The 24,184-nt window shown below is 58.6% G+C and carries 19 protein-coding genes and 1 pseudogene; 11 read left to right on the top strand and 9 right to left on the bottom strand.

Going from position 1 to position 24,184, the window contains the following annotated elements; genetic code table 11:
- Positions 1-356: 356 nt before the first annotated feature.
- Positions 357-1,115, top strand: coding sequence for a phosphoadenylyl-sulfate reductase (locus SH410x_RS04635; protein WP_473677242.1), 759 nt, complete (start codon positions 357-359; stop codon positions 1,113-1,115).
- A 9-nt stretch (positions 1,116-1,124) separates the two neighbouring features.
- Entirely contained in the window at positions 1,125-2,384 is a 1,260-nt protein-coding gene (locus tag SH410x_RS04630; RefSeq protein WP_473675048.1) for a CCA tRNA nucleotidyltransferase, read from the top strand.
- Positions 2,385-2,510: 126 nt separating this feature from the next.
- On the opposite strand, the gene SH410x_RS04625 is transcribed toward SH410x_RS04630, so the two are convergent.
- On the bottom strand, positions 2,511-4,019 hold the full coding sequence (locus SH410x_RS04625) for a hypothetical protein (protein ID WP_473675046.1): 1,509 nt from the start codon (positions 4,017-4,019) through the stop codon (positions 2,511-2,513).
- Complete coding sequence (locus SH410x_RS04620; protein ID WP_473675044.1) at positions 4,016-4,231, bottom strand: dodecin; 216 nt, start codon at positions 4,229-4,231, stop codon at positions 4,016-4,018. The genes SH410x_RS04625 and SH410x_RS04620 overlap by 4 nt, the downstream gene beginning before the upstream one ends.
- A gap of 159 nt (positions 4,232-4,390) precedes the next feature.
- Here SH410x_RS04620 and SH410x_RS04615 point away from each other — a divergent pair, with 159 nt between their 5' ends.
- Positions 4,391-4,696: a hypothetical protein gene (locus tag SH410x_RS04615; protein ID WP_473675042.1), complete on the top strand. Its 306-nt coding sequence runs from the start codon at positions 4,391-4,393 to the stop codon at positions 4,694-4,696.
- 640 nt (positions 4,697-5,336) lie between these two features.
- On the opposite strand, the gene SH410x_RS04610 is transcribed toward SH410x_RS04615, so the two are convergent.
- Positions 5,337-6,233 carry a PEP-CTERM sorting domain-containing protein gene (locus SH410x_RS04610; protein WP_473675040.1) on the bottom strand — a complete coding sequence of 299 codons (897 nt, stop codon included), beginning with the start codon at positions 6,231-6,233 and terminating at the stop codon, positions 5,337-5,339.
- 399 nt (positions 6,234-6,632) lie between these two features.
- On the bottom strand, positions 6,633-7,811 hold the full coding sequence (mnmA, locus tag SH410x_RS04605; RefSeq protein ID WP_473675038.1) for a tRNA 2-thiouridine(34) synthase MnmA: 1,179 nt from the start codon (positions 7,809-7,811) through the stop codon (positions 6,633-6,635).
- A gap of 76 nt (positions 7,812-7,887) precedes the next feature.
- Here mnmA and prfB point away from each other — a divergent pair.
- Positions 7,888-9,013 (top strand): peptide chain release factor 2 gene (prfB, locus tag SH410x_RS04600; RefSeq protein WP_473675036.1). Its coding sequence is split into 2 segments (ribosomal slippage): positions 7,888-7,956 and positions 7,958-9,013, totalling 1,125 coding nucleotides; the frame shifts between segments, so codons are not numbered across the junction.
- A gap of 369 nt (positions 9,014-9,382) precedes the next feature.
- Here prfB and mqnC read toward each other — a convergent pair.
- The 4 genes and pseudogenes from mqnC to moaC all read right to left on the bottom strand — a co-directional run bounded on the left by mqnC (position 9,383) and on the right by moaC (position 13,183).
- Positions 9,383-10,546: a cyclic dehypoxanthinyl futalosine synthase gene (gene mqnC, locus SH410x_RS04595; protein ID WP_473677241.1), complete on the bottom strand. Its 1,164-nt coding sequence runs from the start codon at positions 10,544-10,546 to the stop codon at positions 9,383-9,385.
- Positions 10,547-10,588: 42 nt separating this feature from the next.
- Positions 10,589-11,332: pseudogene (locus SH410x_RS04590) on the bottom strand (menaquinone biosynthetic enzyme MqnA/MqnD family protein); the annotation flags it as partial.
- 36 nt (positions 11,333-11,368) lie between these two features.
- Positions 11,369-12,382, bottom strand: a complete 1,014-nt coding sequence (locus SH410x_RS04585) for a polyprenyl synthetase family protein (RefSeq protein ID WP_473677240.1) — start codon at positions 12,380-12,382, stop codon at positions 11,369-11,371.
- Between the two features lie 249 nt (positions 12,383-12,631).
- Positions 12,632-13,183: a cyclic pyranopterin monophosphate synthase MoaC gene (moaC, locus tag SH410x_RS04580; RefSeq protein WP_473675034.1), complete on the bottom strand. Its 552-nt coding sequence runs from the start codon at positions 13,181-13,183 to the stop codon at positions 12,632-12,634.
- Positions 13,184-14,024: 841 nt separating this feature from the next.
- Here moaC and SH410x_RS04575 point away from each other — a divergent pair.
- The 7 genes from SH410x_RS04575 (at position 14,025) to SH410x_RS04545 (ending at position 22,327) form a co-directional block, all read left to right on the top strand.
- A complete protein-coding gene (locus tag SH410x_RS04575) occupies positions 14,025-14,597 on the top strand; it encodes a helix-turn-helix domain-containing protein (protein ID WP_473675032.1) in 573 nt (190 codons plus the stop codon).
- A gap of 273 nt (positions 14,598-14,870) precedes the next feature.
- A complete protein-coding gene (locus tag SH410x_RS04570; protein WP_473675030.1) occupies positions 14,871-15,971 on the top strand; it encodes a M24 family metallopeptidase in 1,101 nt (366 codons plus the stop codon).
- Positions 15,972-16,031: 60 nt separating this feature from the next.
- Entirely contained in the window at positions 16,032-16,604 is a 573-nt protein-coding gene (gene accB, locus SH410x_RS04565; protein WP_473675028.1) for an acetyl-CoA carboxylase biotin carboxyl carrier protein, read from the top strand.
- 3 nt (positions 16,605-16,607) lie between these two features.
- Positions 16,608-17,954, top strand: a complete 1,347-nt coding sequence (gene accC, locus SH410x_RS04560; RefSeq protein WP_473675026.1) for an acetyl-CoA carboxylase biotin carboxylase subunit — start codon at positions 16,608-16,610, stop codon at positions 17,952-17,954.
- A 44-nt stretch (positions 17,955-17,998) separates the two neighbouring features.
- Complete coding sequence (locus SH410x_RS04555) at positions 17,999-18,586, top strand: RNA polymerase sigma factor (RefSeq protein WP_473675024.1); 588 nt, start codon at positions 17,999-18,001, stop codon at positions 18,584-18,586.
- A gap of 100 nt (positions 18,587-18,686) precedes the next feature.
- Positions 18,687-21,329 (top strand): serine/threonine protein kinase, encoded by a 2,643-nt coding sequence (locus tag SH410x_RS04550; protein WP_473675023.1) that lies wholly within the window; start codon positions 18,687-18,689, stop codon positions 21,327-21,329.
- Positions 21,330-21,487: 158 nt separating this feature from the next.
- On the top strand, positions 21,488-22,327 hold the full coding sequence (locus SH410x_RS04545) for a sugar phosphate isomerase/epimerase family protein (RefSeq protein WP_473675021.1): 840 nt from the start codon (positions 21,488-21,490) through the stop codon (positions 22,325-22,327).
- A 155-nt stretch (positions 22,328-22,482) separates the two neighbouring features.
- Here the strand turns inward: SH410x_RS04545 and SH410x_RS04540 are convergent, their stop codons facing one another.
- Positions 22,483-23,538, bottom strand: a complete 1,056-nt coding sequence (locus SH410x_RS04540) for a ThuA domain-containing protein (protein ID WP_473675020.1) — start codon at positions 23,536-23,538, stop codon at positions 22,483-22,485.
- Positions 23,539-24,184: the final 646 nt, after the last annotated feature.

Raw genomic sequence — 24,184 nt, 5'->3', positions numbered from 1 at the left:
AGGCTCGAGCAATCGCGACCTCCCGGGCCTGGAGGTCGCGTCGGGTCGCCAACCGAACTTGTTTGCCGAACGGATTGGTGGCTCGACGACCCCGCCAAGCAGGTTCGCTGCGTAAATCCGCTCAAGCTGGCAAGCAACGGTGGCCGATGGAGATACTTGACCATTTAGGTCAGGATTGTATTCTTGTCGCAATCCAAAGTTGAAAAACGATTTCGTATTGAGCTTCTTTCCAATCCGTCCAGTCTGTCCAGTCCACTCTTTTTCCGGGCCATCCCATCGTGACTCTTGATTCGCCATCGTCGAAAGCACTCTCGCACGAGGAATCTGCCGGAGCCGCATCGGCAGCCCGAAAGGCGATGGAACTCGATGAGCAGGGCATTCCGTTGGTCGGTGGTGCGCGGGTCGCGGATCCACCGCTGGAGCCGACTCCGGAATTCTTGGCGGAGCTGGCGCGGGATAGCGAATCACTCGAGAACGAATCGCCGCAAGCCATTTTGAAGTGGGCGATCGATCGCTACGCTCCAAAATTCACGATGGCCACCGCCTTTGGTCCCGAAGGCATGACGATCCTTCACATGCTGGCCGAGATCGCGCCAGAGACGCCCGTGTTCAACTTGGAAACAGGCTATCAGTTCCAGGAGACTCTGGAGCTTCGCGAGCGTGTGCGAGAGCGGTACGGAATGACCGTGGAGTACAAATACCCCAAGCTCTCTGTCGAGGAATTCGAGCGGGAGAACGGTGGCCCGATCTACGCAACGGATCCCAACCGCTGCTGCTTTGATCGGAAAATACGAGTGTTGCACGAGGCGGCACGCGGCTTTCATGCGTGGGCCAGCGCCATCCGGCGGGACCAAAGTGATGATCGTGCCAAGGCACCCATTGTCGGCTGGGACCGAAAGTTTCAACTCGTCAAAATCAGCCCCTTGGCCAACTGGACGAAGCAACAAGTGTGGTCACTGATTATGGACGAAAAAATCCCCTACAACCCGCTGCACGACCGCGGGTACCCCAGCATCGGTTGCGAGCCCTGCACGCGTCCGGTCACGATCGGCGAGGACGAGCGGTCCGGTCGCTGGAGCGGTTTCCAGAAGACTGAGTGCGGGCTGCATAACTAGTTGACGGCCATGCAATTTCCTCCGTCTGCATTGCAATCACCTCCGGCGCGGGAGGCAATTCGCATCGTCGAGCGCCTACGCGACGACGGCTACTTCGCAGTCTTTGCAGGTGGCTGCGTGCGGGATGCTTTGCTCGGCCGCACGCCTAAGGATTTTGACGTCGCCACCGATGCGACACCGGATTCCGTTCAGCGAGTTTTTGGGAGGCGGCAAACGGTCGCGTTTGGTGCCTCGTTCGGTGTCATCGGTGTGCTACCGCCCCGTGCGCACAATACCGCGAGGGAGCCACTGGCACCGACCGAAGTCGCCACCTTTCGCGCTGACGGCACCTATAGCGACGGCCGCCGCCCCGATCATGTCACCTACGGTACGGCCGAAGCCGATGCGGCCCGACGCGACTTCACCATCAATGGCCTGTTCTATGATCCCGCGGCGAACGAGATCCTGGATTATGTCGATGGGATTACCGACCTGCAGTCGATGCACCTCCGCACGATCGGTGAGGCCGATCGCCGTTTCGACGAAGATAAACTTCGCATGCTCCGCGCCGTCCGATTTGTCACGACCTTGGGGCTGAGCATTGAAGCGTCCACGCTGGCTGCGATCCACCAGCATGCCGATACGCTGAGCGTTGTCAGCGGCGAACGTATCGGCGCAGAGATGCGCCGCGTGATGTGTCAAGCCGACGCCGTGCGCGGGCTGCGTCTGCTGGTCGACACGGGCCTGCACCGCCAGGTGTGGCCGCATCTCGAATCCATTGACTGGGCGAAACTGAACTCCCGATGGCAACGCATGCCCCGGCATTCCTTTGAAACAGCGATGGCAATCACCACACTCTCTCTCCACCCCAAGACTGCCGCTGCGATTGACAGCCTAAAGAGTTTGACGCAGAAATGGAAACTGTCGACGGCGGAGCAGCGGGCGATTGCGGCTGCGATCGAGTTTGCACCTCAGATCATCGACTGCGCCGATGCACCGTGGTCAGCACTACAGCCAATCTTGATCAACCGAGACATCGATGTCATCGTTCCCGTTGCCGAGGCGACCGCCGAGGACGAAGCGGGAGTCAAGCGGGCGAGAACCGAGCTACAGCGTGAACCGGAGTTGCTCGATCCACCGCCACTGATCGGCGGCGATGACTTGATCGAAATGGGGATGGCGCCTGGCCCGCACTTCCGTTCCTGGCTGGCCGAGATCCGCTGCCTGCAACTCGATGACGTTCTCCATACGCGTGCGGACGCAGCGGCCTGGGTGCGGCGTCAGACTTAGGAACCACCAGAGAACAAGTGGCCGTGTGGACACTGGAACAGAGTCAACACGAGAACCAAAGAATGCAGCGTCCGCGCTCGGTGCTCACCACCGGTGCTCATCACCGGTGTTTTCCTATCTCGGGCGCTACTCGGACCGACTCACCCGCAACGCGATATCATTAGCGAATGTCGGTGACGAAAGCGTCATCGCCCCACCGGTATGATTGACGGACTCGGCGCCTTCATATTTGCCCGTCTTGGTATCGAGCCATTTGACATCGTAATGCCCCGCCGGGACGTCAAGGACGATTTTGGCAGCGATATCGTCACGCAAACGCTCCGGCAAATCTTTCGGCTTGTTCGGCAGCGGCACATGCATGTAGACAGCGTATCGCTTACCGGAATCTGCCAAAACGCTGGTCGTCAATTCAGGCGAAACGGATTGGACGACCGCGTTGTCAGACTGCATTCGAACGAAGTCCAACGTGTCGAAAAACTGCTTGAGAATCCCCAGTTGGTCTCGCAGTGCGGCGCTGCCTCCACCGGGTGAGCGATACCCAGCCAATGTCCCGTCCGGATGTTTGACGGAAAACGAGTAGTCGAGATTATTATAGATCGCACCACCCGCCATCAAAAAATCCCAGCCTTCGGTACGATACAACACGTCCGCCGAACCACGAAAACCGGTTTCGTTTTCTCCGATTACTTTGCCGAGCCCATCATTCAAGGCAACCGTGTCGGGCGGCACACAGTAATGGAAATTAAATATCGAAACGTTCGGGTGTGGCCGGTCGACTTTCCGGCGTCCGTTGGCGATGTTCAGTGAGATCAAATGTTGCTGCGCAAAGGTTGATTCCGCCTGGACGATCGTGTCGACAATCAGGTGCTGCCACGGCATGGTCACCCCGCCGATGTAAGGCTCATTGCAAACCTCGTAATACAGGTTCCCCAAGTCACTGAGTTCATCGACGATTTTACGAGTCACCGCGACTTGCACCGCGGTGAGATCATCATTCGCCAAGGAATAAACGTCATTGAGCCCGCACTTGCCAACGCCATTGATATTGTTTGTTGACTTCATGGGACACATGTCCCACATGTTGTCGTTATACATGGGGCAAAACAAAGTCAACTCGACGACGATGCCTCGCTTGCCCGCTTGGGAAACGAAGTCCCTGAGCCGATCAAAGTAGGCATCGTTCCACTGCGAGAGATCGAACCGATTGCCGCCGCCTCGATAGCCCGGTTGACCACTGCGTGCCCAGGGGCAGATGTAGCGGTCCGCCTGGGGAGCGAGCGTGTTGTCGGTGATGTGAAATGCGCCGGCGTCCTCCCGATAAACGCCCGAAAAGGTGCGTGTATGATTGAGCCCGCGACGCTGTAACTCGTCGAGGTACGCCACGTAATCAAAATCGAGATTCAACACCACGCCATAGTGTTCCCCCGACGTCACCAGCACCGTGGGTTTGCCCTGCCATAGAAAGTAGTGCGGGTTGTCGGGATGCAGTGACAGAAAGCTGGGCGACGGATCAGTCGCCAGCGCCGGTCGTGATACCGCGACGAGAAATCCCATCGCCCCAAACGCAATGAGCATGGCGAATGACGGTCCGCCGAGGTGCGATCGCACCCCGCGAAAACGCATCATTCGACTCACGATTCCGACTCCAGCGTGAATCCCACCTTCACTGTCACTTGCCAGTGCGCGATTTTGTCGTCAGCGATATGGCCGCGTGTTTCGACGACTTCAAACCAACGCATGCCACGTATCGACTTGGACGCCAGCGAAATGGCGTTCGCGGTGGCTTCCTCGATCGAGTTCGGCGACGTGCCAACGAGTTCAATCTTCTTATAGATATGGTCTGACATCATGGCTTCCTGGTGTTTGAGAAATCAAATTCTGCGGGCCTTGGGACTTCGTACTCACACGCGAAAGGTGTGCGATGCAGACTACGACTGCATATATATACCCACACATGCACAATAGGTCGCAACCCGATGATTTGCAAGTGACGAGGCAGTGAAACGATGAAGCTGACTTTACCACAATCCTCGCCGCTGGTCAGTTTGGCGGGCGGGTTCGCCTGGTCGCTGGCGCCGCAGCGCCTCACGGTGGTGGGCGCCGCAGCGTCTCACGGTGGTGGGCGTTGGCAGCGCCGTCATGCTACTGATTTTGTCCGCCACTTTGTGGGCCGCTCAGTGGCGGGCCGCGAGATCGAAATGGGACGCGACCTGGGCCAGGGCCGTGTTCATGTCTGGGTTCTGGCTGGTCGTGACAATCTACCTACGCGTCGATGCGGGAGCGTCCGGGCCAGCGGCCTATCGCGACGGTAGTCGAGCATTGGTAATCAAACTCGCTGTGTTTGGTTTCGCCATGAACTCCATTTATGGTTTCGGCCAAATGCTGCTGCCCGGTCTATTGCGCATTGGAAAACCTCGTTTGGGTGCCATCGATCAACCGACAGCGGTAATCCATACCGCAGGGGTACTCGGCACGAGACAGTGCTCCACCAGGTCAACAACTTTTTCAAGGATCATCCGACCGAAGCGTGCGCCGGAGGTTTTGAGGCATGTCTGAAGTGTCCCATGATTTCTTTGTGGGATTGGTTTGACAGCGTTCGACTGCTTGCCGGGAAATTAGCCTGGCCTGCCGGGAAAAACACAGCGAAGCTCTGCAGAGGTGCGAGCTTGGCAAGGGATATCCCGGTCGATGGTACGCCAATGGTGCTGCCAGTCCCTGCCGAACATTCCTTCGGCAGGGACGCTTCTTTGAAAACAGATTGGATACTGGAGCGATGCCTTCAAAAAACCTCCACTGTCCTCCCGCGCACCCTGCCGTCGGCTGAGCCTTTTTTAATTCCGTGAACCGATGCGAGGCACCGATTGCCCGCGCTGCCAGGGCGTGATCGCAGGCCCACAAGGCCGTCGGGGCCAAGCGGGCATTGGCCACCACGCCAGATGGCAAGAGGCGGGACTAAGCTTCGAGAGCCAACGCTGCTTTGCGGTTGGAACGACGTCGCACCCAAACAGCACCAGCACAAACGAGACCCAGCATGATCGCGGACGAAGGCTCGGGAACGGCGGAGGCCCCGAGACTGGCAAAGGTTGGCCCGACGACGACGCTGCCATTGAGGTCTCCGATTCCCGAGAGCCCCACATCCGTCAGTTCCAGACTGATGGCATTCGTCGTCAGCGCCAAGCTATTCAAGCCATCGCCAACCAAGGTTTGTTGGTTGAGCATGAGCGAAACGCCTCCCAAGAAGGAAGACAGGTCAATGCCTGTATTGGGTGCGATTGTTCCGTTGAATGTCGCTGCGGTGACACCTGAGATCGAGATCACCAGGTTCGCCACTTCGAGAGTTCCCACGGCGCCCAACGCCCCAAAATCTCCCGACACTACCGACGAAACATCAATCGAGTCTGCTGTAATCGAGATCAGATCGGGAAGGACAGGTAGGTCAGCGATGGAGAGGTCCAAGTCGACGATCTCATGAGTGCCGTTCGCGAAACGCGCCCCTGCCAATCCGTCCACGTCGGAGGAAACTGTCGACTCGACCGTACCTGCGGTTACATTGGCCACTGTGACAATGGGTGTACCAAGGACAGGAACTGTTGCCGCCCCCGCACTGATATCGACACCCACGACCGGATTGTTGGAACTGTATGCCGGCGGCGCGTTGCCCGATGCCGGTGCCACGTTATGGATCTGAGCGTCAACCGTCGCCCCGCCGCCAACCCCTGGTAGCAAATCAAGTTCAATACCGACGTCAATGAAATCGGCTGAACTGCTGCCCGTGACGATCGCCGCCTCGGCGGTTCCGCAGAACGCCAGCAAGGCACACGCCAGAAAAGCACTTCGAGTCAAAGCCATGATTCACCCTGTATAATTGAGTCATACTAATCCCGGCGCGGAAGCGTCCGTGGAACCTTAGAACACATTAATCCGACGCAGCGTCACTGCAATCACCGTTAACGCAAAAAAAACAAATTCCCTGTTGCGTCTCAGCTCCCTGCGAACTAGGGCACTCACGCACAGAAAGACTACTGTTATGGACATTCAAAAACCGCATGTGTCACGAAAAAACGATGTAATTTTCTGAACTAGCAGTAAGCCTGTCCCGAAGCCCCACACGTTTCCTAAGGCTCAACTCGATACTGGCGTTTTGCGAAGTTGCTGGAATTCTGCCGCAGCCCAACTCGATGTGAGGTTTTAGTCAATCGTGGCATCAATCAAGTTCACAAGAGAAGCTCTACCAGCAGAGGCCGTTTATCAGGTCGCAGCACCTACGATCCAACCGCCGCCGAGGACTTGCTCGCCGTCGTAGACCACCGCGGCTTGACCGGGCGCGACAGCGGATTGCGGTTCGCAGAAACGGACGGTGAAGCGAGTCGGGTCGTCGGCGTTGAGTTGAACGCGGGCGGCATAGGGACTGCCGTTGTAGCGAATCTGCACGCTGACGAGCTCGGGAAGGTCGTGCGGGTCGATCAACCAATTCGCTTGATCGGCCTCCAGTCCCGGGGCGAGCAGTTCTGCAGGGCTGCCGAGCACAACCCGCCGTGTGTCGGCTTCGATTCGGACCACGAAATGAGGTGTCCCCAAAGCGATCCCCAATCCTTTTCGCTGGCCGATCGTGAACGCTTCGAAACCGTCGTGCTGGCCGACGACGCGGCCATCGGTCGTCACGAAATCGCCCGCCGTTGTGCCGACGCGGTCAGGACGCCGCGACTTCACAAAATCGCTGTGGTGCCCCTGGGTCACGAAACAGATCTCTTGGCTGTCCTTTTTCTCCGAGACGCCCAACCCCAGCGACGCTGCCATTTCGCGGATCTCGGACTTCTCAAAATCCCCGACCGGCAGCATCATCCGGGACAGACGCTCACGGCCGATGCCGAACAGAGCATACGACTGGTCTTTGCCGTCATCGAGTCCCCGCAGCAGCCGCTGCGAGCCATCAACGTGCTGCATTCTCGCGTAATGGCCGGTCGCGACGAAATCCGCATCGACCCCATCGGCATAGTCAAACAGCTTGCCAAATTTGATCCAGTGATTGCATTTCACGCAGGGATTCGGCGTGCGCGCATTGAGATAATCGTCGACGAAGTAATCAACGATCTTGCGAAAGTCTTCCTGCAGATCGAGTGAATAGAACGGGATGTCCATCGACATCGCCACCCGGCGCGCGTCAGCAGCATCGGTAGCACTGCAGCAACCCTGTTTGTGATCGGCCCGTTTGCCGGAGGCAGCGGCCCCCGACGAGACGCCACCGAGCACGGGGAGCCCCAGCGGATTGGCGTCGGCGGCATCGTCGCTGCTGATCCGGCACGCTGATGCCGAGGCCTCACCGTGCCGCATGAACACGCCGATCACCTCATGACCCGCCTGGGTGAGCAGGTGCGCCGCGACGCTCGAATCCACCCCGCCACTCATCGCAAGAACGACACGAGACATGTATAAATAACCCGGTGAGAGAACCACACAAACATTGAAAACCTGTCCCTATCATACCCATTGAGCCTGATTCGTCATGGACGCTGAACTGACCCACCGCAGTAAATCGATCGTCGCTCGCTTGAAACAACTACAGGACTCTCTTTGACCACGCTGGCAAGAACGAAAAGATCCAAGCGATTGAGAGCCAGATGGCGGCCCCAGACTTCTGGGACAACAGCGAGTCCGCACAAAAGGTCGTGATGCAGCTGAAGGCGCTCAAGGGCATTGTGGGACCGCTCGACGACCTCGCCGAATCCGCAACCGATCTCGGTGCCTTGTTCGAGATGGCAGACGAAGACCCCTCCATCGAGCTAGAGGTTAGCACCGAAATCAAACGGCTCGAGGGTGTTCTCGATGATCTCGAACTGAAGGCCCTACTGAACGGCCCCCACGATGCTGCTGGCGCGATCCTGCAGATCAATGCACGCGACGGCGGCACCGACGCCAATGACTGGGCCGACATGATGCTCCGGATGTATTCCGCCTGGGCGGTTGGCGAAGGGTACAAGATTGAACTGCTCGACCGGCACGAAAATGAGGAGGCGGGGATCAATCGCGCTTCAATCGCCATCCGAGGGCCCATGGCGTACGGATACCTCAAAGGCGAAGAAGGGATGCACAGGCTCGTCCGAATCAGCCCATTCAACAGCGAGAGCAAACGCCAAACCAGCTTTGCGGCCGTCAGCGTGTCGCCGGAGATCGATGACTCCATCATCATTGACATCGAGAAGAAGGATGTGCGGGAGGACACCTACCGAGCCGGTGGCGCGGGCGGACAGCACGTCAACAAAACCGATAGCGCGGTACGATTGACCCACATCCCCACCAACACCGTCGTGCAGTGCCAGAACGAACGCAGCCAACACCAAAACCGGGACACGGCGTGGAAGATGTTGCGTGCAAAGATGGCACGAATCGAAGAAGAACGACGCGAAGTCGAGGAGGCATCGAAATACGCCGGCCAAGCCAAAACTGGATTCGGTAGCCAGATCCGCAACTATTTCCTGCACCCCGATCAACGCGTCAAAGATTCGCGCACCGGACACTATGTCGGGAATTTCGAAAGCGTGATCAACGGCAGCGAGCTGCAAGGATTCCTCGATTCCTTCCTGCGCCTCAAAGCCGGCAAAACCGAAGCCGTGGTCGATGACGAGTCGTAACGGAACCGAAGCGGCGTCCACGTCGATGTTCCAGGCGTGATGCCACGGCGGAAACGGGAACAGAGGTGGCAGCGACAATGAGGCAAGGCACGCCAACGGTGACCCCGTTGGCCGGCGAGAGAGCTGGATTCGGAATCCCGTTGAAGCCGGGATCCAGCCGTCGACGGTGCCGCCCAGCGGGAGTTCTCGACGTCACCGCCATCAACGCAGCGTGTGACGATGAATGAGAAGCCGCGTTGCCCACAAACGCCCGCGTTACCAAACAGGGGAAGTGCCGGGAAGTTCGCTAGCCTGTTGGTCGACGTCACAGGGCATGCGATTGCCACTCGCCCTCCGCACCGATCCGTTGCCCAATACGTGCTCGCTCGACTACAGCGACATCTGCACCAATTCGCGGGCGCTGGCGTTTGCATTCGCTGCAATCGCTTTCTGTTCGAGTTCCTCTTCGACGAGGTTGTAGAACACGTCGCGTTGGCGGGCTTGGAAACCGTGTTCTTCGATCGCGCTGCGGATCTCTTGCAAGGACAGATAGTGCACCGTGCCGGCTTCGGCGACGACGTTCTCCTCTATCATTAGACTGCCCATGTCGTTGGCCCCGAACATCAACGCCATCTGGCCGATTTTGAGTCCCTGAGTCACCCAACTGCTCTGCAGGTTCGGGATATTGTCGAGGTACAAGCGGGCCACCGCCAGCATCTTCAGGTACTCGAACGATCCCAATTTGGGGATTTCGCTCATCTGAGTGTGCTCGGGCTGGAACGTCCAACAGATGAAGGCAGTGAACCCGCTCGTTTCGTCCTGCAGGTCGCGTAGCCGGCGCAGGTGCTCGACGCGTTCGGCGAGCGTTTCGACGTGTCCGAACATCATCGTTGCCGAGCTGACGCCGCCCAGTTCATGCCATGCCCGCATCACACCGAGCCAATCGTCCGTCATCACCTTGCCACGGGTGATCTCACCGCGCACCCGGTCGGTTAGGATCTCCGCACCGCCGCCCGGGATACTGCCCAGTCCCGCAGCCTTGAGCCGGGTCAGAACTTCGGTAATCGACAGTCGATTGAGTTTCGTAAAGTGATGCAGTTCGGGCGGTGAGAATCCGTGGATGTTGACGCTGGGGAATCGCGATTTGATCTCGCTGAGCATCTCCTCGTACCAATCCAGTTTGTATTTGGGGTGCAGTCCCCCCTGCAACAAGATTTGGTTGCCGCCGAGATCGACGGTTTCTTGGATTTTCTGGAGCAGTACTTCGCGGGACAGCACGTAGCCCTCATCGCTTTTCGGGCCTCGATAGAACGCACAGAAATCACACACCGCCGTGCAGACATTTGTGTAGTTGATGTTCCGGTCGATATTGTAGGTTCGATAGGACTCGGGATGCTTTTGCCGCGAAACCGTTTCGGCGGCTGCGCCGAGGGCGGCGAGGTCGTGAGACTGCAGCAGGGCGATCGCATCGGCGTCGTCCAAGCGCGTGCCAGAGACGGCTTTATCGAGGATGCGGCGGATGGAGGACGAATTGGAGACAGTAGCGGTAGTCATATTTTCAGTCGGAATCAATCCAGTGGCCTCTGATTTCTGGCGGAACAGGTCGAGTCCTGCACGCTCGCGGGTACCGAGATGGAAGTGCAGGTTCTCAGCAAAGTAACGGTGTAGGTCTTCATTCGTCAAACCATGTGCCGCCGCTTCACGAATCGCAATGGCTTCCAGGCACTCTCCGCCTTCGTCCCGGGACAGACTGAGCGTTTCGGCGATCCGGTTGCGCTGCGTGGCATCCGCGGTGACACAGCGGCGTGCCACCCACATTGCGAAAACGAACGGCAGCTCGGTCCAGCGACACCAGCGATCACCGAGATCCCAGATCTCGTGGTAGACGCCATGGGGCGGGTGCATGGCCCGGTCACCAATCATCAGCACCGCGTCGGCGGCGACGTCCTCGGCAGCCGCTCCGATTGGGAATGGGACCGTGGTGGGACGCACGCCGTGCATTTCCCAGAGCAGGACTTGCGCCATCGCCGCAGAAGTGCGACTGCCTTCATCCAGAGCGAGCGTCCGGATGTCTTGCACGGGGACACGGCTGAGCAATCGCACGCTCCAGACGGGACCACGACAGGCGATCGCGGCATCGGAGACGATTTCATACTGATCGCGATGTCGAAAATACTCAACACTCGGGATCAACGCCACGTCGAGCGCGCCGTGGGCCAAATCGGTGGCCAGCCGCGAGGGGAGATCCAGCCGCAGCGAGCCCCAGCCAGCGAGACGCTGCGGCAGGGTCTCGATCAGCGGTTTGGTGTTGAGGTAAGAAACGGCACCGAAGCGGAGCATGGGAGGTTCTGGAGTGCGGGTGGGATGGGAAAGATCTCAAATTCGCCGGCCGACGGAGAAGTTCGCGATTTCGATCAGGGAGTCGAGAGCGGGCGAGGGTGCCAGATGCTCGATCGCGGCGATCGCTGAGCAGCGAAAACGGTCCGCGACCTGGCGAGTATATTCCGCTGCGTCGCTGTTACTCAACAACGGGAGAATTCGAGCGAGGCGGTCCTCGGGGGAGGCGCCGAGTGCATCGCTCGCCTGGGCGGCGATGGACGGATCCTGGTGACGCAGCAGACGAATCAACGGCAGTGTGATCTTGCCCTGAGCGAGATCGGTGCCAAGCGTTTTGCCGATTTCGTGCGGGTTGCCCCACAGGTCCAGGTAGTCGTCGGCGATCTGAAATGCGATGCCGAGGTCGTTGCCGTAGACACTCAGCGCCGCGACGAGCGCGTCGTCACCACCGGAGAGACTGCCCCCGAGCCGACAGGCCACGCTCGTCAACTCCGCCGTCTTGCCACGCAAGATATCGAGATAGGTTTCTTCGTCGATGTCCAGCCAGTCGCGGCTGAGGATTTGTCGCAGTTCCCCCTCACATACCTGTTGGGCGGCCTTGCCAACCCAGCGACAGGCCTGTGTCGACGGTAGCGTCGCGGCCAGATAAAAGCTTTGCGCGAACAGATAATCACCCAGCAGAATGCTGGTGTCATCGTTCCATTTCGCATTGATCGTGGGAGCATGTCGACGTGTGGTGGCGTGGTCGAGCACATCATCATGAACCAGCGTCGCGGTATGCACCATCTCGACAACGGTTGCCATCGTGATGTGGTCATCCGTCAGGGCATGGCGATCGGTGCATGGGGCGTGAGGCGACACTTTCGCCGCGCAGTGATGCTCCGTCGCAGTCGCACAGAGCAGCAACAGCGCGGGCCGTAATCGCTTGCCACCGAGCTGTGTGCCGTGCCGCAACACCGGCACGATGGCTTCATAGCGAGATTGCAGTTCGCGGTGCAGTCGCTCGTCGACGGCAGAGAGGTGGTCGGCCACCGGTGCGTAGACCCGCTGCATCGCGTTGGCGGTAGAGGTTTTCTCCTCCTGGCCGGCGGTTGAGGTAGGGACAGTACGCGAGGTGGCGGCAATGGATGGGTGCATAGCAACGCGAGCAGGTTAGAAGCGTGATATCGAGTGGAGGGTCGCCCGGCTCGCCGCGGCGATCGCGTTGAAAGAATTCCCCATCAGCTCGAAACACCGAGCGATTTTGATCCTTCCTAGGTGTCAAACCGCTTTCCGAGCACGGAGGACAACTCAGCGGGCGTGTCAATCTCGCGAGAAGATGCCAGACTTGCCCCCAGATTTAAAGTCCAATCGAGTTTCGATAATCTCCATTGCCCGATCAACGCTCTTTAGCATGTCGTAAACGGTCAGTGCCGCCACGGAGGCGGCCGTGAGGGCTTCCATTTCCACTCCCGTTTTCGCGGTCGTCCGCACCGTCGCACTGCATCGCAGCGATTCCAGGGTCGATTCCGCGTTCACTCCTGCTGCGCTGCTCACGCCTGCATCGATTGCGCTGCCCACGCCTGCCAGCCACTGAAACTGCACTTCAACGCCTTCAATCGGGATCGCATGACACAGCGGGATCAGGGTCGACGTCGACTTGGCCGCACCGATAGCTGCGATGCGGGCGACGCCGAGAACATCCCCCTTGCGGCTGGTGCCTGACCGGAGGGCGGCCGCCGCGGCTGGGTTCATGCGAATGGTCGAGGAGGCCGTGGCGAGGCGTGCGGTGACGGTTTTGCCGGTGACATCAACCATCTGAGCGTGGCCGGCTTCATCGAAATGCGTCGAGCTGGGCGGGTCCGAGCGACTCATGAAATCCATCCTGATTGTGAAAAAACTATGAAATAAAGCGATTTCGGAACTTGGGGCGAGGGAACCGACCACGGCTTGGTTACGTCGTAACGTTTGGTGGAAAAATTCTCCGCGTGTCGATTGATCTTGACTTGCAAATCACGGCAGTTAGCCGCTTGATCCGCTGATAGTGATAATTCCTGCTGAAACGCATTAAAGAGTTACCCCGGTTTTGCTCGACACTAAGCCTTGGAAGGACACTTTCACTTTCCCTTCGATTTTCTGCCCCGGTAGGTTATCGAAGAGAACAGCGAAGGTCGACGGACACCCAGGGGGGAATTCTGGGAAACGTGTTCGCGTTGCTTCGCATCGCCAAGCCTCGCCACCAGACTTTGGTCTGACGGTGCGGTGGTCGATGCGGAGAACCGGAACACGGTCGATGAGCAATCCTGTACGGACGTTTGAAGTCGAGTCATTGATTTTTACCGCCGACGACCTGCTGATCAGGTTGTCAATGCGGTCAAGAATCGGTCTCGGCCGAGAATGGCTCGCAGACAGAGGAGCGACAAGCGGCATCTACAATCCCCCCCTAACATTCACGTACCCGCGTGGATGAGCCACCTCATATTTACATTTATCAACAGCGAGGATCCCACTTCGGCAAAGCGTTCAGCAGGATGCGAGCCGGCTGGCCCAGACCCAGCGTTTTGAAAATCGTTTGGTGCAAACTGATTGCGACCCACCGCAAACCCCAGTCTCACTGACAAACGATCGGACGAACGACCACGGGCCATCGAGAACATGGTTACCGACGCACCATGTTCTCAAGGGATGAATCAACGAGGCGTTTGGAGCACCTAGAATGAAGGTCTTCACAACTGGTCAGGTCGCAAAGATCTGTAAAGTTGCCCCGAGAACCGTTAGCAAATGGTTTGACTCGGGGCGTTTAAAAGGTTACCGGATTCCAGGATCGCAAGATCGACGGATTCCGAGAGAATATCTGATCAAATTCCTGAAAGAGCACGGCATGCCGCTGGGCGACCTGGAAGACGAAGCGATGGCAAAGTGCCTGATCGTCGCCCAGGATCAGGTATTGATCGAAAATTTAAAGCGCGAGTTACCCCCTGAAAAATCGTTCAAAGTCGCTGTCGCGGCGAGCGGTTTCGAAGCCGGGATACAAGCCGAGAGTTTCAACCCAGACTGCATCATCGTGGACTTCTCGATCGGCAAGATCGAAGCGGTCCAGATCTGTCAGAACCTGCGGAAGAACGTCGACTTCACCGATATTGTGCTGATTGCGTTGTTGCCCGATGACGGCCAACCGATGAGCTTCGATCGCAGCAGCATCAACGAAACGTTCAAGAAACCATTCGACGCGCACTTGCTCGCCGAACGTTTGCGAACTCTCGTCGGTGCCAAGAAAGAGTTGGTCTAAGGACCAACCGATTCAACGCCTCGCTTAAAAACGCCACTGACGCTTGCCCGCTCGCGTCAGTGGCGTTTTTTTTGCTCGCTACTCGCGGATCGCCTGTCGCGACGAGCTCTCTTCGCCCGCCCCTGCCTTCCATAACGATTGGCCGGTCGGTTACAAAACAACAGAACACGGCCTCCTCTGGCACCCTCCATTTTGCGACGCCGCGTGCTCTTCACCAGCCACTCCTCCTTAAAATAGCTCGCAGCTAATCGCTAAAAGCCAGCAGCTTCTCCAATGACTGATCGCATCTCTCGCTTGGCCGCCTCGCTCGCCGATCTCGACGTTGACGCTATGTTGATTGTCGACGAAATCAACGTCCGCTACCTCAGTGGGTTCACCGGCGATAGCTCGTGGCTATTGATTCAGCCCAATGCGAGTGCGACGATACTTTCGGACGGACGCTATCAAGTCCAACTCGCTCAAGAGTGCCCGTCGCTACCCGCAGCCATCCGCCCGCCGAGCCAGAAAATCGGCGAGCTCTTTGCCGAAGTGGCTTCGTCTCAGGATCTGCGCGGGATTGGCATCGAAGCCGGACACGTCTCGATCGCAATGCTGCGAGATTGGCAGGAAAAGCTTCCCGAGATGACTTGGGTCGAGACATCCGCGATCGTCGAGAACCTCCGCGCCATCAAAGACCGCTCCGAAATCGCCACGATTCGGCAATCCATCGCGATTGCCCAACAGGCCTTCAAGACGGTGACCGCGAACTTCAAACCGACCAAAACCGAGCAAGACATCTATTACGAGCTGGAGGCCACGATGCGGCAGCTCGGCGCCGAGGGCGTGTCGTTTCATCCGATCGTGGGTGCCGAACCGAGCGGGGCTCTCCCGCATTATCGACCGGGCAACATGCCCTTGGGCGAATGTCGCACGCTGTTGATCGATTGGGGTGCCAAAGTCGACGGATACTGCAGCGATCTGACCCGCACATTGCACCGTCCGGGCACCAAGTCCGCCAACTCGGACCGCTTCGAAGCCGCCTACCAGGCCGTTTTGGAGGCCCAACTCGCGGCGATCGCCACGATTCGCGATGGCGTCGAGGGGGTCGCGGTCGACTCAGCCGCCCGCGCCGTATTGGCCAAAGCCGGGTTTGCCGAGGCCTTCAGCCACGGCCTCGGACACGGCTTTGGACTGCAAATTCACGAAGATCCGCGGATGGGTCCCGCCTGCACGGACACGCTCCGCAGCGGCATGGTGCTGACTGTCGAGCCGGGAGTTTATTTTGAGGGGGAATTCGGCATCCGCATCGAAGACGATCTCTTGGTCACCGATACCGGCTGCGAATTGCTCAGCGACTTGCCCAAGGGTCTCGATGATTGCCCGCTGGTAATGTAAAACACCGGTCTGAATCCCCACGCCCCTCTATCCTTTCGTTTTGAAACCCAGGCTTTTCGCATGACTGCTGATTCGCCCAAACGCGGCTCGTCCACCAAGAGCGTTGGCTCAAAATCCCCTCAGGGGACAAAATCTCGCTCAGCGACCGGACAGGGCGACGTTTTTGACATCGACCGCATTCGCCAGATCGTGGAGTTGATGGAGCAGCACGAACTCAGCGAAGTGGATCTGCAACAGGCCGAGGATCGCATCCGATTGACCCGTGGCGGTTCCCAGCCCGTACCGACTGCTTATCCCGCCGGGGCTCCCCCGGTCGCGGCGCCAGCCCCCGCCCCAGTCGCGGCGGCACCGGCCCCCGCAGGCGCCGATGCAGCAGCCTCCACGGCCGGCACGATCACCATCAATTCACCCATGGTGGGCACGTTTTACGCGCGAGCGAACCCCGAGACACCGCCATTTGTCAAAGTCGGCGACCAGGTCAACGAAGACACTGTCGTGTGCATTGTCGAAGCGATGAAGGTGTTCAACGAGATTCCCGCCGAATGCAGCGGTAAAATTGTTGAAGTGCTCGTCGGTGATCAGGAACCCGTCGACTTCAACAAGCCCCTCTTCCGCATCCAGACCGGTAGCTGAGCGATGTTTCAACGAATCTTGATCGCCAATCGAGGCGAAATTGCGCTGCGCATCATCCGCGCCTGCCGTGAAATGGGCATCGAATCGGTGGCCGTTTTCAGCCAAGCCGATGCCGACTCCATGCACGTGAAGCTGGCCGATCGGTCCATCTGTGTTGGCACCGCCCGCAGTGCCGACAGCTATCTCAAAACCGACCGGATCATCGCTGCGGCGGAAGTCTCCGGTGCCGACGCCATCCACCCGGGCTACGGTTTTCTGGCGGAGAACGCTCAGTTCAATGAGATGTGCCGCAGCAGCGGTTTTGAATTCATCGGCCCCTCACCCACCGCGATGGAAAAACTCGGGGACAAGAACACCGCCCGCAGCATGGCCGTTGCCCAAAACGTCCCCGTCGTGCCCGGGAGTGACGGGTTGATCACCGATTTCACGCGCGCCGCCCCGGTGGCCCAGGAAATTGGGTACCCAGTCCTGATCAAAGCGACCGCCGGTGGCGGTGGCAAGGGCATGCGAGTCGCCGAAAACGAAGAAGTCCTCGTCAGCCAACTCGAGGCCGCCCGCAACGAAGCGATCGCAGCGTTTGGAAACGGTGGCGTCTATCTTGAGAAATTCGTCGAGAACCCGCGTCACATCGAAGTCCAAGTCATCGCGGACACTCATGGCAATGTTTGCCACCTATTTGAACGTGACTGCAGCGTCCAGCGACGGCACCAAAAACTTCTCGAGGAAGCCCCCAGCCCTGATCTGCCGCAGGATTGCCGCGATGCAATCTGCGGTGCCGCGGTACGCATGATCGCCGGCGCCGACTATGCCGGCGCCGGCACCGTCGAGTTCATCGTTGACAAGGACTACAACTTCTACTTCATCGAGGTCAACGCGCGCATTCAAGTCGAACATCCAGTATCCGAAATGATCACTGGCGTCGACTTGATCCAAGAACAAATTCGCGTTGCTGCCGGGGAACCCCTGTCTTTTGCCCAGCACGATCTTCAGGTCAACGGCGTGGCGATCGAATGCCGGATCAACGCCGAAGATCCCAAGAAGAACTTCCAGCCGTGCCCGGGCAAGATCGAGTCGATGTTCGCTCCCGGCGGACTGGGCGTGCGATTTGATTCGCATGTCACCACCGGCTATACGGTGCCGCCCTACTACGATTCCATGATCGGCAAGCTGATTGTCCATCGCCCCACCCGTGAGCTCGCCATCGCCACCATGCTCCGCGCTCTTCGCGAACTGCAGGTCGAAGGTATCTCAACGACCGTCCCCTTCCATCAGTGGATTCTCAAGGACAAAGCGTTCCTCGACGGTAGCGTCGACACGAAGTACGTCGACCGGGTGTATAAAGGGCAGTAAACCAATACGCGTGTGATCGCACCGTCCATCCGTGGATTTTAACTTTGAACTCGCCGCGCACCGCTGATGAACCATCAACTCATCGTTCGCTGCTCGAACGCGCTCAAGCGGGCAGTGACGATGGTTGGCAGACGCTGGTGCAAGTCTATGGGCCAGTGGTCTATGGCTGGATCCGACGCTGCGGCGTCCAGTCTGCCGACGCAGCCGATGTGATGCAGGACACGCTGATGGCCGTCTCTCACGCGATCGGTCGCTTCGATGGTGAACGCGCCGATGCCACGTTTCGTGGATGGCTGTGGACAATTGCGAAAAACAAAATGCGAGATCGCCAGCGAGTGGACGCTCGCGGCGGCATCGTTGCCATCGGCGGAGTGGAGTGGGATATCGCCGATCAGGTTGATCCTCCCAGCGAAATCATCGATGACAAGCGGAGTATCCAACTGCGGATGTTGGAAATCCTTCGCGCGTCGATCGAGCCCAAAACATGGACGATGTTCTACCGGGTCGTCGTTGAAGGACACGACACCGCCGCAGTCGCCGAAGACATGCACGTGTCTCGCTGGACAGTGTACAAGGCCCGTGCTCGGGTCCTGCGGCGGCTAAGGCAGGAAATGCAGGGCGTCGAGGAATAGGGTTTTGTTAGCGGTAGAAGAAAATTCAGTCCGGGTGTCCAATCTTCTCGTTGTGTGAGCGGAAACAACCGCCTGGCCCTTTTTCGAGGACATCCGCATCATGATCGCGACCGCACCGAAATCACCATGTCTCTCCGCCGAGCGGTGGCAGAGCTTCCTCGATGGCGAGCTCGACAATCGTCAGTTCGAGAACGCCAGCGACCATTTGGATGGTTGCAGCGAGTGCCAGGCAGCGATCGGGCGAATTGCCGAGCGTCCCGCGTGGGTCACGGCCGCTGGTGACCCACTGCAAAACGAGTCGGCCTGCCAAATCGCCGTCGGGCGTCTGATCGCGACGTCGCCGCCGCCGATGTCACAACTCGGCCCGTATCGCATTCTCGGCACCCTCGGCCACGGCGGCATGGCGACGGTGTGTCTGGCCCAACACGAACGTTTGAAGCGGCGATGTGCTATCAAGCTGCTGCCGCCTGCCCGCGTCGACCAGCCCGGTTGGCTGGAACGTTTCGATCGCGAGATGACTGCGGTCGCGTCGCTGACACATGCCGGCATCGTCCGCGCCGACGACGCCGGCTGCGATGCCGGTTGGCACTACCTCGTGATGGAATATTTGGACGGACTCGACGTCGGTCGCGTGGCCCAGCGGATTGGAACGATCCCGGTTGCCGATGCCTGCGAGATCGCTCGGCAAACCGCCTTGGCTCTCGTCCATGTGCATGATTCCGGATTGGTCCACCGTGATATCAAACCATCCAACATGATGTTGATCGGCGGTGGCACCGTCAAACTGCTCGACCTGGGATTGGTGCTCGCCGGCGATGATCCCGTTGTCATCGACGATCGATTAACCACTGCGGGGCACATCATGGGCACGTTGCCCGCGATGTCTCCGGAGCAGTTAATCGACAGCCGGCAGGTCAGCGGATCTGCGGACGTGTATTCACTCGGTGCCACACTGTATCGTTTGATCGCTGGCGTGTGGCCGTTTGCGGTCGATGGCGGGATCGCGGCCCGCGTGCTGGCGATCACCGGTGGCACACTGCCACCACTGGCCAAACGCTGCGATGATGTCGACAAGCCACTGAGTGACTTGGTCACGACGATGCTCGACCGCAACCCCGAGCGACGTCCCACCGCCCATCAAGTCGCAGAGAAAATCGAGCGTTGGTGCGGCGATGCGAACTTGAACACATTACTCGAACGAGCGCAGCAGACCCCATCACAGGATACTCCTGTGATCCCGAGATCGCTCGTGGCGGCGCGCGAGAACAACAGCGTCCCACCGCCACCACACAAGACACGTCGCCTCGCAGGCGGTTTCTATGCGGCCGGATGGATTGCGGCGGCAGCACTGGCGGCGACCGTCATCATTCAAATCAAGACCGATCACGGCAGCGTCGTCGTGGAAACGGATGGCAAGGATACGAAAGTGCAAGTCGTCGCCGACGATGAAGTTCAACCAGTCATCACAGCGAATGCATCGGCACCAAATGAAGCGACGAAGTTGTACAAAGGCGAAGACTACAAACACTGGGTCGATATTTTCAACCGCGAGCAAGAGATCACGGAGATCGGCGCCGCCATGCGTGCAATGGAGTTGCTCTCACGTGACACAGCGTTTCGCGAAGATGCCGCTCGGGAGACACTGGGGCGGGCGGGTCGGTATGGCACGATGATGTTTGATATGCCACGCAGCGGGTTTGGTAGAGATTCAGCAAGTCAACCTGACCCGGCACCTGCGTTCATGGGCTACTTGATGGACACTTTTCATCACTACCTACCCACACCCGGGTTGGCCGTGATCGAAACACAATTAGCGGAAGGCAATGATCGGGCGCGGTTGTCGTCCGTGATGCTGCTTGACCACTTCCTGAAAGGCGTGCGGGGAGATGTCAGCGAGGGACCGACCGCAATCGCAGCCTCGGCAGAGCACTTCCATGAGATGGCGCAATCGCCTGCGGGGCGTGAACGACTGTCCCAATTGCTAGTGAATTTAGGTCACCCCATCGACGACAAAACCTTTGGCGACTCGATAATGGAACAACAATGGTCGTCTGCCAGATTAATACTTGACGCAGTCGACGGGCGCGTGGATGCGCCCACATGGCTGGACGATTACGTCGTTGACCAAACGCAAACGGCACTCGCTCAATGGCAACAACGTGAAGTCGACCCGGTGACCGGTAAGACTGTTCCGCCACCACCGCACGAGGTGATGATGTCCGGTGGCATGATGGGCGACAGTATCGTTGGCCCAAGTAGACCGCAGAGGTTTCCGACTCCGCCCAAATGGTTAGTTTCTCCCGATGTTTTGACCGCAGCGATTGAACTGCGATCGGAGGGCAAGCTCGATTTTCCGGTGCAGTTTGCGGTTAAAGTCTTCACCGACCCCCTATTCCGAAATTACGATCAGTTCTACCGCCAAGCTTTCGACGTCATCATGAACGTTGACGACGCGGTGCCGTTGATCGTGCAGGCAGTTCAAAATCGTTTGATCGATATGGTGGCCGAATACAACGAAACAGGGGAAACGGGGCGACTGGTGCAGAACGGCGTCATGGCTGAGCAGGGACCAAGCGGGTTCTTATCACTGGCCGGCCCCTATTATGCCGAACACATCGAGGACGTCGCGGCTGCCCAGGAGTCGGTCGACGAAATTCTGGAACTGCTGAAAGAGTCCGGTGACGTGTTTAAAGCCAACTATCTCGCGATTGACGAAATCCTGCGTGAGCGGGCGGGCGATTGATTGTGAGCCATTGGTAGCGCCGGAGACACGGCAACATCAAGCCGGGGGCGTTCTGGGCCGCCGACATTTTCGCGACAGCGTAACTCGTCATTGCGTTGCCTCCCGGTTATGCTGTTTAGGACTCCCTTACCCCCAACGTATTCTGCAGGAAACGCATTATGAATTCCCCGTCACTCACTCGACGTCGATGGCTCGCGGCGACCGCTGCAGCAGTTGCAGCCGCCTCACTACCTCGGACGGCCCTGGCCGCTGGTCCCGCCCAGGCAAAACTCGGCATCCAGCTGTATTCGCTGCGCGGCTACAAAGTCAACGAAGCGTTGCAGCACGCTGCGGACCTCGGGTTTGATCAAGTTGAGTTTTATAGCGGGATGCTGCCGGTCAATTCGACACCCGAGCAAATTGCGGACATTCGGAAGCGTGTGGCCGACCTGGGGATGTCGATCTCCGCCCATGGAGTGAACCATTTCGGTGGCGATGCGGCTGCCAATCGCCAGCTGTTTGAATTTGCGAAGGCCCTTGGTGTGCCGACCATCACAGCGGATCCGGATCCGGCTGCCTTTGACAGCCTGGACGACCTCGTCAAAGAGTACGACATTCGCGTTGCAATCCACAACCACGGTCCAGCAGCGCGTTACAACCGCGTGGTCGATGTCCTCAAGGCGATCGAGGGTCACGACGAGCGGATCGGTGCCTGCGCCGACCTCGGTCACTACATCCGCTCCGGCGAACAACCCGTCGACGTCATTCGCTCGCTCAAGGGGCGATTGTACGGCGTTCACTTAAAGGACTTTGCCGACATGAAAGAACACACCGAGGGTGTGGTCTTGGGCAAGGGACACCTCGACGTCGAAGGCGTCTTTTTCGCGATGCAGGACGTCGGCTTCCCTGCTAACGGTGCGTTGTCGCTGGAGTATGAGGAGAACCCCAGCAACCCGCTCGCTGAGATTGGCCAATGCGTCACCGTCGCGAAAGCCGCCATGCAGAAGGTTGCTGCCTGAGGCCGCGTGTCGCTACGCCGGTCACGCAGCCTGATTTCCAAAGGAGTGGACCTCGCGTCTGACGAGCCACTCCGAGGAACCAACACGTGAAGCGGTTCCACGTGTTTTACCCGGGGGTCCCCTTTTACCCGGGGGTCCCCCCGCGACAAAACCCATTACGGCCATTCAGGGCTGCCCGGGGGATCGGGCAGTTCAGGTGACTCTCCCAGCCCGTAATCGCGCGGCTGACGGTCGGCGTTCTTCCAAAAATTGGGCTCGTTGATAAAGCCGTAGAACGTGGGCTGAAACGGGTCGACGAAATCGACGTTGGCATTGGCCGGAACCTCGTGTCCCGTCAAGAACAGGGCTGCGTTGACGATCAGACGCCGCAAGTCTTCGTTGACGAAATCGACCGACGCGCCGGACGTGGTCGCGAACGCTTGCCCGTGGTTCCCATTGGGAGCTTCGTAGGTGTGCAGCCAGGCATACGGTTGCATCGGATCGTTCTTCTCACCTGGGACATTCTTCGACTTTGGATCCAACGACTCGGTGACGGCCGCCCGCAACAGAATGGTGTCATCGGCGGTCAAATGAGTCACGCCGTACACATCACTCGGTGCAAAGACATCGTCAACCGAGTTCAAAATGGGATGGTCCGCATTCGCGTCCACAATCACGCCCCGGGCCCCTTGGGACTTGTGCCCGCCGTGGTGGCTGACCCACTGTTCTCCCAGAATTTGACGGCCCCATTGCCCGAACGGGATTTTGCCGCCGAAGTCACCCTTTCCATTGAAAGCGTGAGTGGCAGTGCGAATGCCGATGACAGGCTTGCCGGCATTGATGAACCTGGTGATGTGCTCGGCCTCATCCTTGCTGGGATGGCGAAAACGGGTGCCGATGATCATCAAGTCAGCATTATCGAGCGCCGCCAAGCCTCGTAAACCCTCGGCATTATTGGGATCGATATAGCTGCCGTCTGGGGACAGCGAGAAGACAACGGTGCATTGAAACCCGTGTCGTTGGCTGAGGATTTTGCCCAGCATCGGCATCGATTCCTCGCTGCGATACTCCTCATCGCCCGAGACCAATACAATATTCCCGATGGCTGGCGATTTCGGCTCAAAGACGAGCGTCGAATCGTCGCCTCGCGAGATCGGCATGATGCCAAAAATCAAAAATAGGGCACTCAGCACACTGGTACGCGTACGCGTCCACATTGGAATCTTTTTCATGAATGGTTCTTCAAGAGCGAGGGAGTCTCGGTGAGCACGTTACACCGGTTGGGTTGACTATTCTAGCTGAAAACAACGCGCCGTTGGGTGCGTATCGAAGACCGCGAAGTCGACTACGTTCTCGCCGCCATCCTCCCCCGAGCTTGGCACCGGCCTTCGCAGCGAGTGTCGGTCATTGCCGCCGGTTGAATCGAAATTTCGCGGGACCAAGTAGGTTTCGTCCGTCGCTCACCACCACTTCGTGAGTCTTTTGAAGTATTTGAAGGCATCCGTGATCCACCACCCTCTGGTGACGGTCGCCACCCTTCGGCGATCCTCCAATGCCCGCCCTTACGGCGTCAGGCCGGCGGTGGACTCAATGGGGGGGGACGCCGCCCGTCGGTCGCTGGCGACAATCTGCCCCCCCATTGTTATCGGTCGTGCCGAATAGTTCGCCACAGGCCGCTCAAATGGTGAGTTTTTTACCCCGGAATGCCATTTTAGTGTTTGCCAGAGTGCCCCAAAAAGCTGAAAACTAATCGTTGGGCGATTGCTGTTCCACGGGAACTTTTCCCTGTCGGCGGCGTCCAAAGGAACGCGGAATCATCCCGGATGTCCGGAGTGAGTCCGCTTGCTGAGACGATTCTTGAGGTATCCAGCAGTGTGG

The organism is Rhodopirellula sp. SH410 (assembly GCF_055811895.1).
Note: the sequence above shows the minus strand (reverse complement) of the source record. Positions and strands in the feature narration are given on the sequence as shown.

Bases quoted from the DNA above. Each gene is read 5' to 3' on its own strand.
- SH410x_RS04635 (WP_473677242.1), top strand. From the start codon at position 357: ATGGAACTCGATGAGCAGGGCATTCCGTTGGTCGGTGGTGCGCGGGTC.
- SH410x_RS04630 (WP_473675048.1), top strand. From the start codon at position 1,125: ATGCAATTTCCTCCGTCTGCATTGCAATCACCTCCGGCGCGGGAGGCA.
- SH410x_RS04620 (WP_473675044.1), bottom strand. From the start codon at position 4,231: ATGTCAGACCATATCTATAAGAAGATTGAACTCGTTGGCACGTCGCCG.
- SH410x_RS04615 (WP_473675042.1), top strand. From the start codon at position 4,391: ATGAAGCTGACTTTACCACAATCCTCGCCGCTGGTCAGTTTGGCGGGC.
- SH410x_RS04610 (WP_473675040.1), bottom strand. From the start codon at position 6,233: ATGGCTTTGACTCGAAGTGCTTTTCTGGCGTGTGCCTTGCTGGCGTTC.
- mnmA (WP_473675038.1), bottom strand. From the start codon at position 7,811: ATGTCTCGTGTCGTTCTTGCGATGAGTGGCGGGGTGGATTCGAGCGTC.
- mqnC (WP_473677241.1), bottom strand. From the start codon at position 10,546: ATGACTACCGCTACTGTCTCCAATTCGTCCTCCATCCGCCGCATCCTC.
- SH410x_RS04585 (WP_473677240.1), bottom strand. From the start codon at position 12,382: ATGCAGCGGGTCTACGCACCGGTGGCCGACCACCTCTCTGCCGTCGAC.
- moaC (WP_473675034.1), bottom strand. From the start codon at position 13,183: ATGAGTCGCTCGGACCCGCCCAGCTCGACGCATTTCGATGAAGCCGGC.
- SH410x_RS04575 (WP_473675032.1), top strand. From the start codon at position 14,025: ATGAAGGTCTTCACAACTGGTCAGGTCGCAAAGATCTGTAAAGTTGCC.
- SH410x_RS04570 (WP_473675030.1), top strand. From the start codon at position 14,871: ATGACTGATCGCATCTCTCGCTTGGCCGCCTCGCTCGCCGATCTCGAC.
- accB (WP_473675028.1), top strand. From the start codon at position 16,032: ATGACTGCTGATTCGCCCAAACGCGGCTCGTCCACCAAGAGCGTTGGC.
- accC (WP_473675026.1), top strand. From the start codon at position 16,608: ATGTTTCAACGAATCTTGATCGCCAATCGAGGCGAAATTGCGCTGCGC.
- SH410x_RS04550 (WP_473675023.1), top strand. From the start codon at position 18,687: ATGATCGCGACCGCACCGAAATCACCATGTCTCTCCGCCGAGCGGTGG.
- SH410x_RS04545 (WP_473675021.1), top strand. From the start codon at position 21,488: ATGAATTCCCCGTCACTCACTCGACGTCGATGGCTCGCGGCGACCGCT.
- SH410x_RS04540 (WP_473675020.1), bottom strand. From the start codon at position 23,538: ATGAAAAAGATTCCAATGTGGACGCGTACGCGTACCAGTGTGCTGAGT.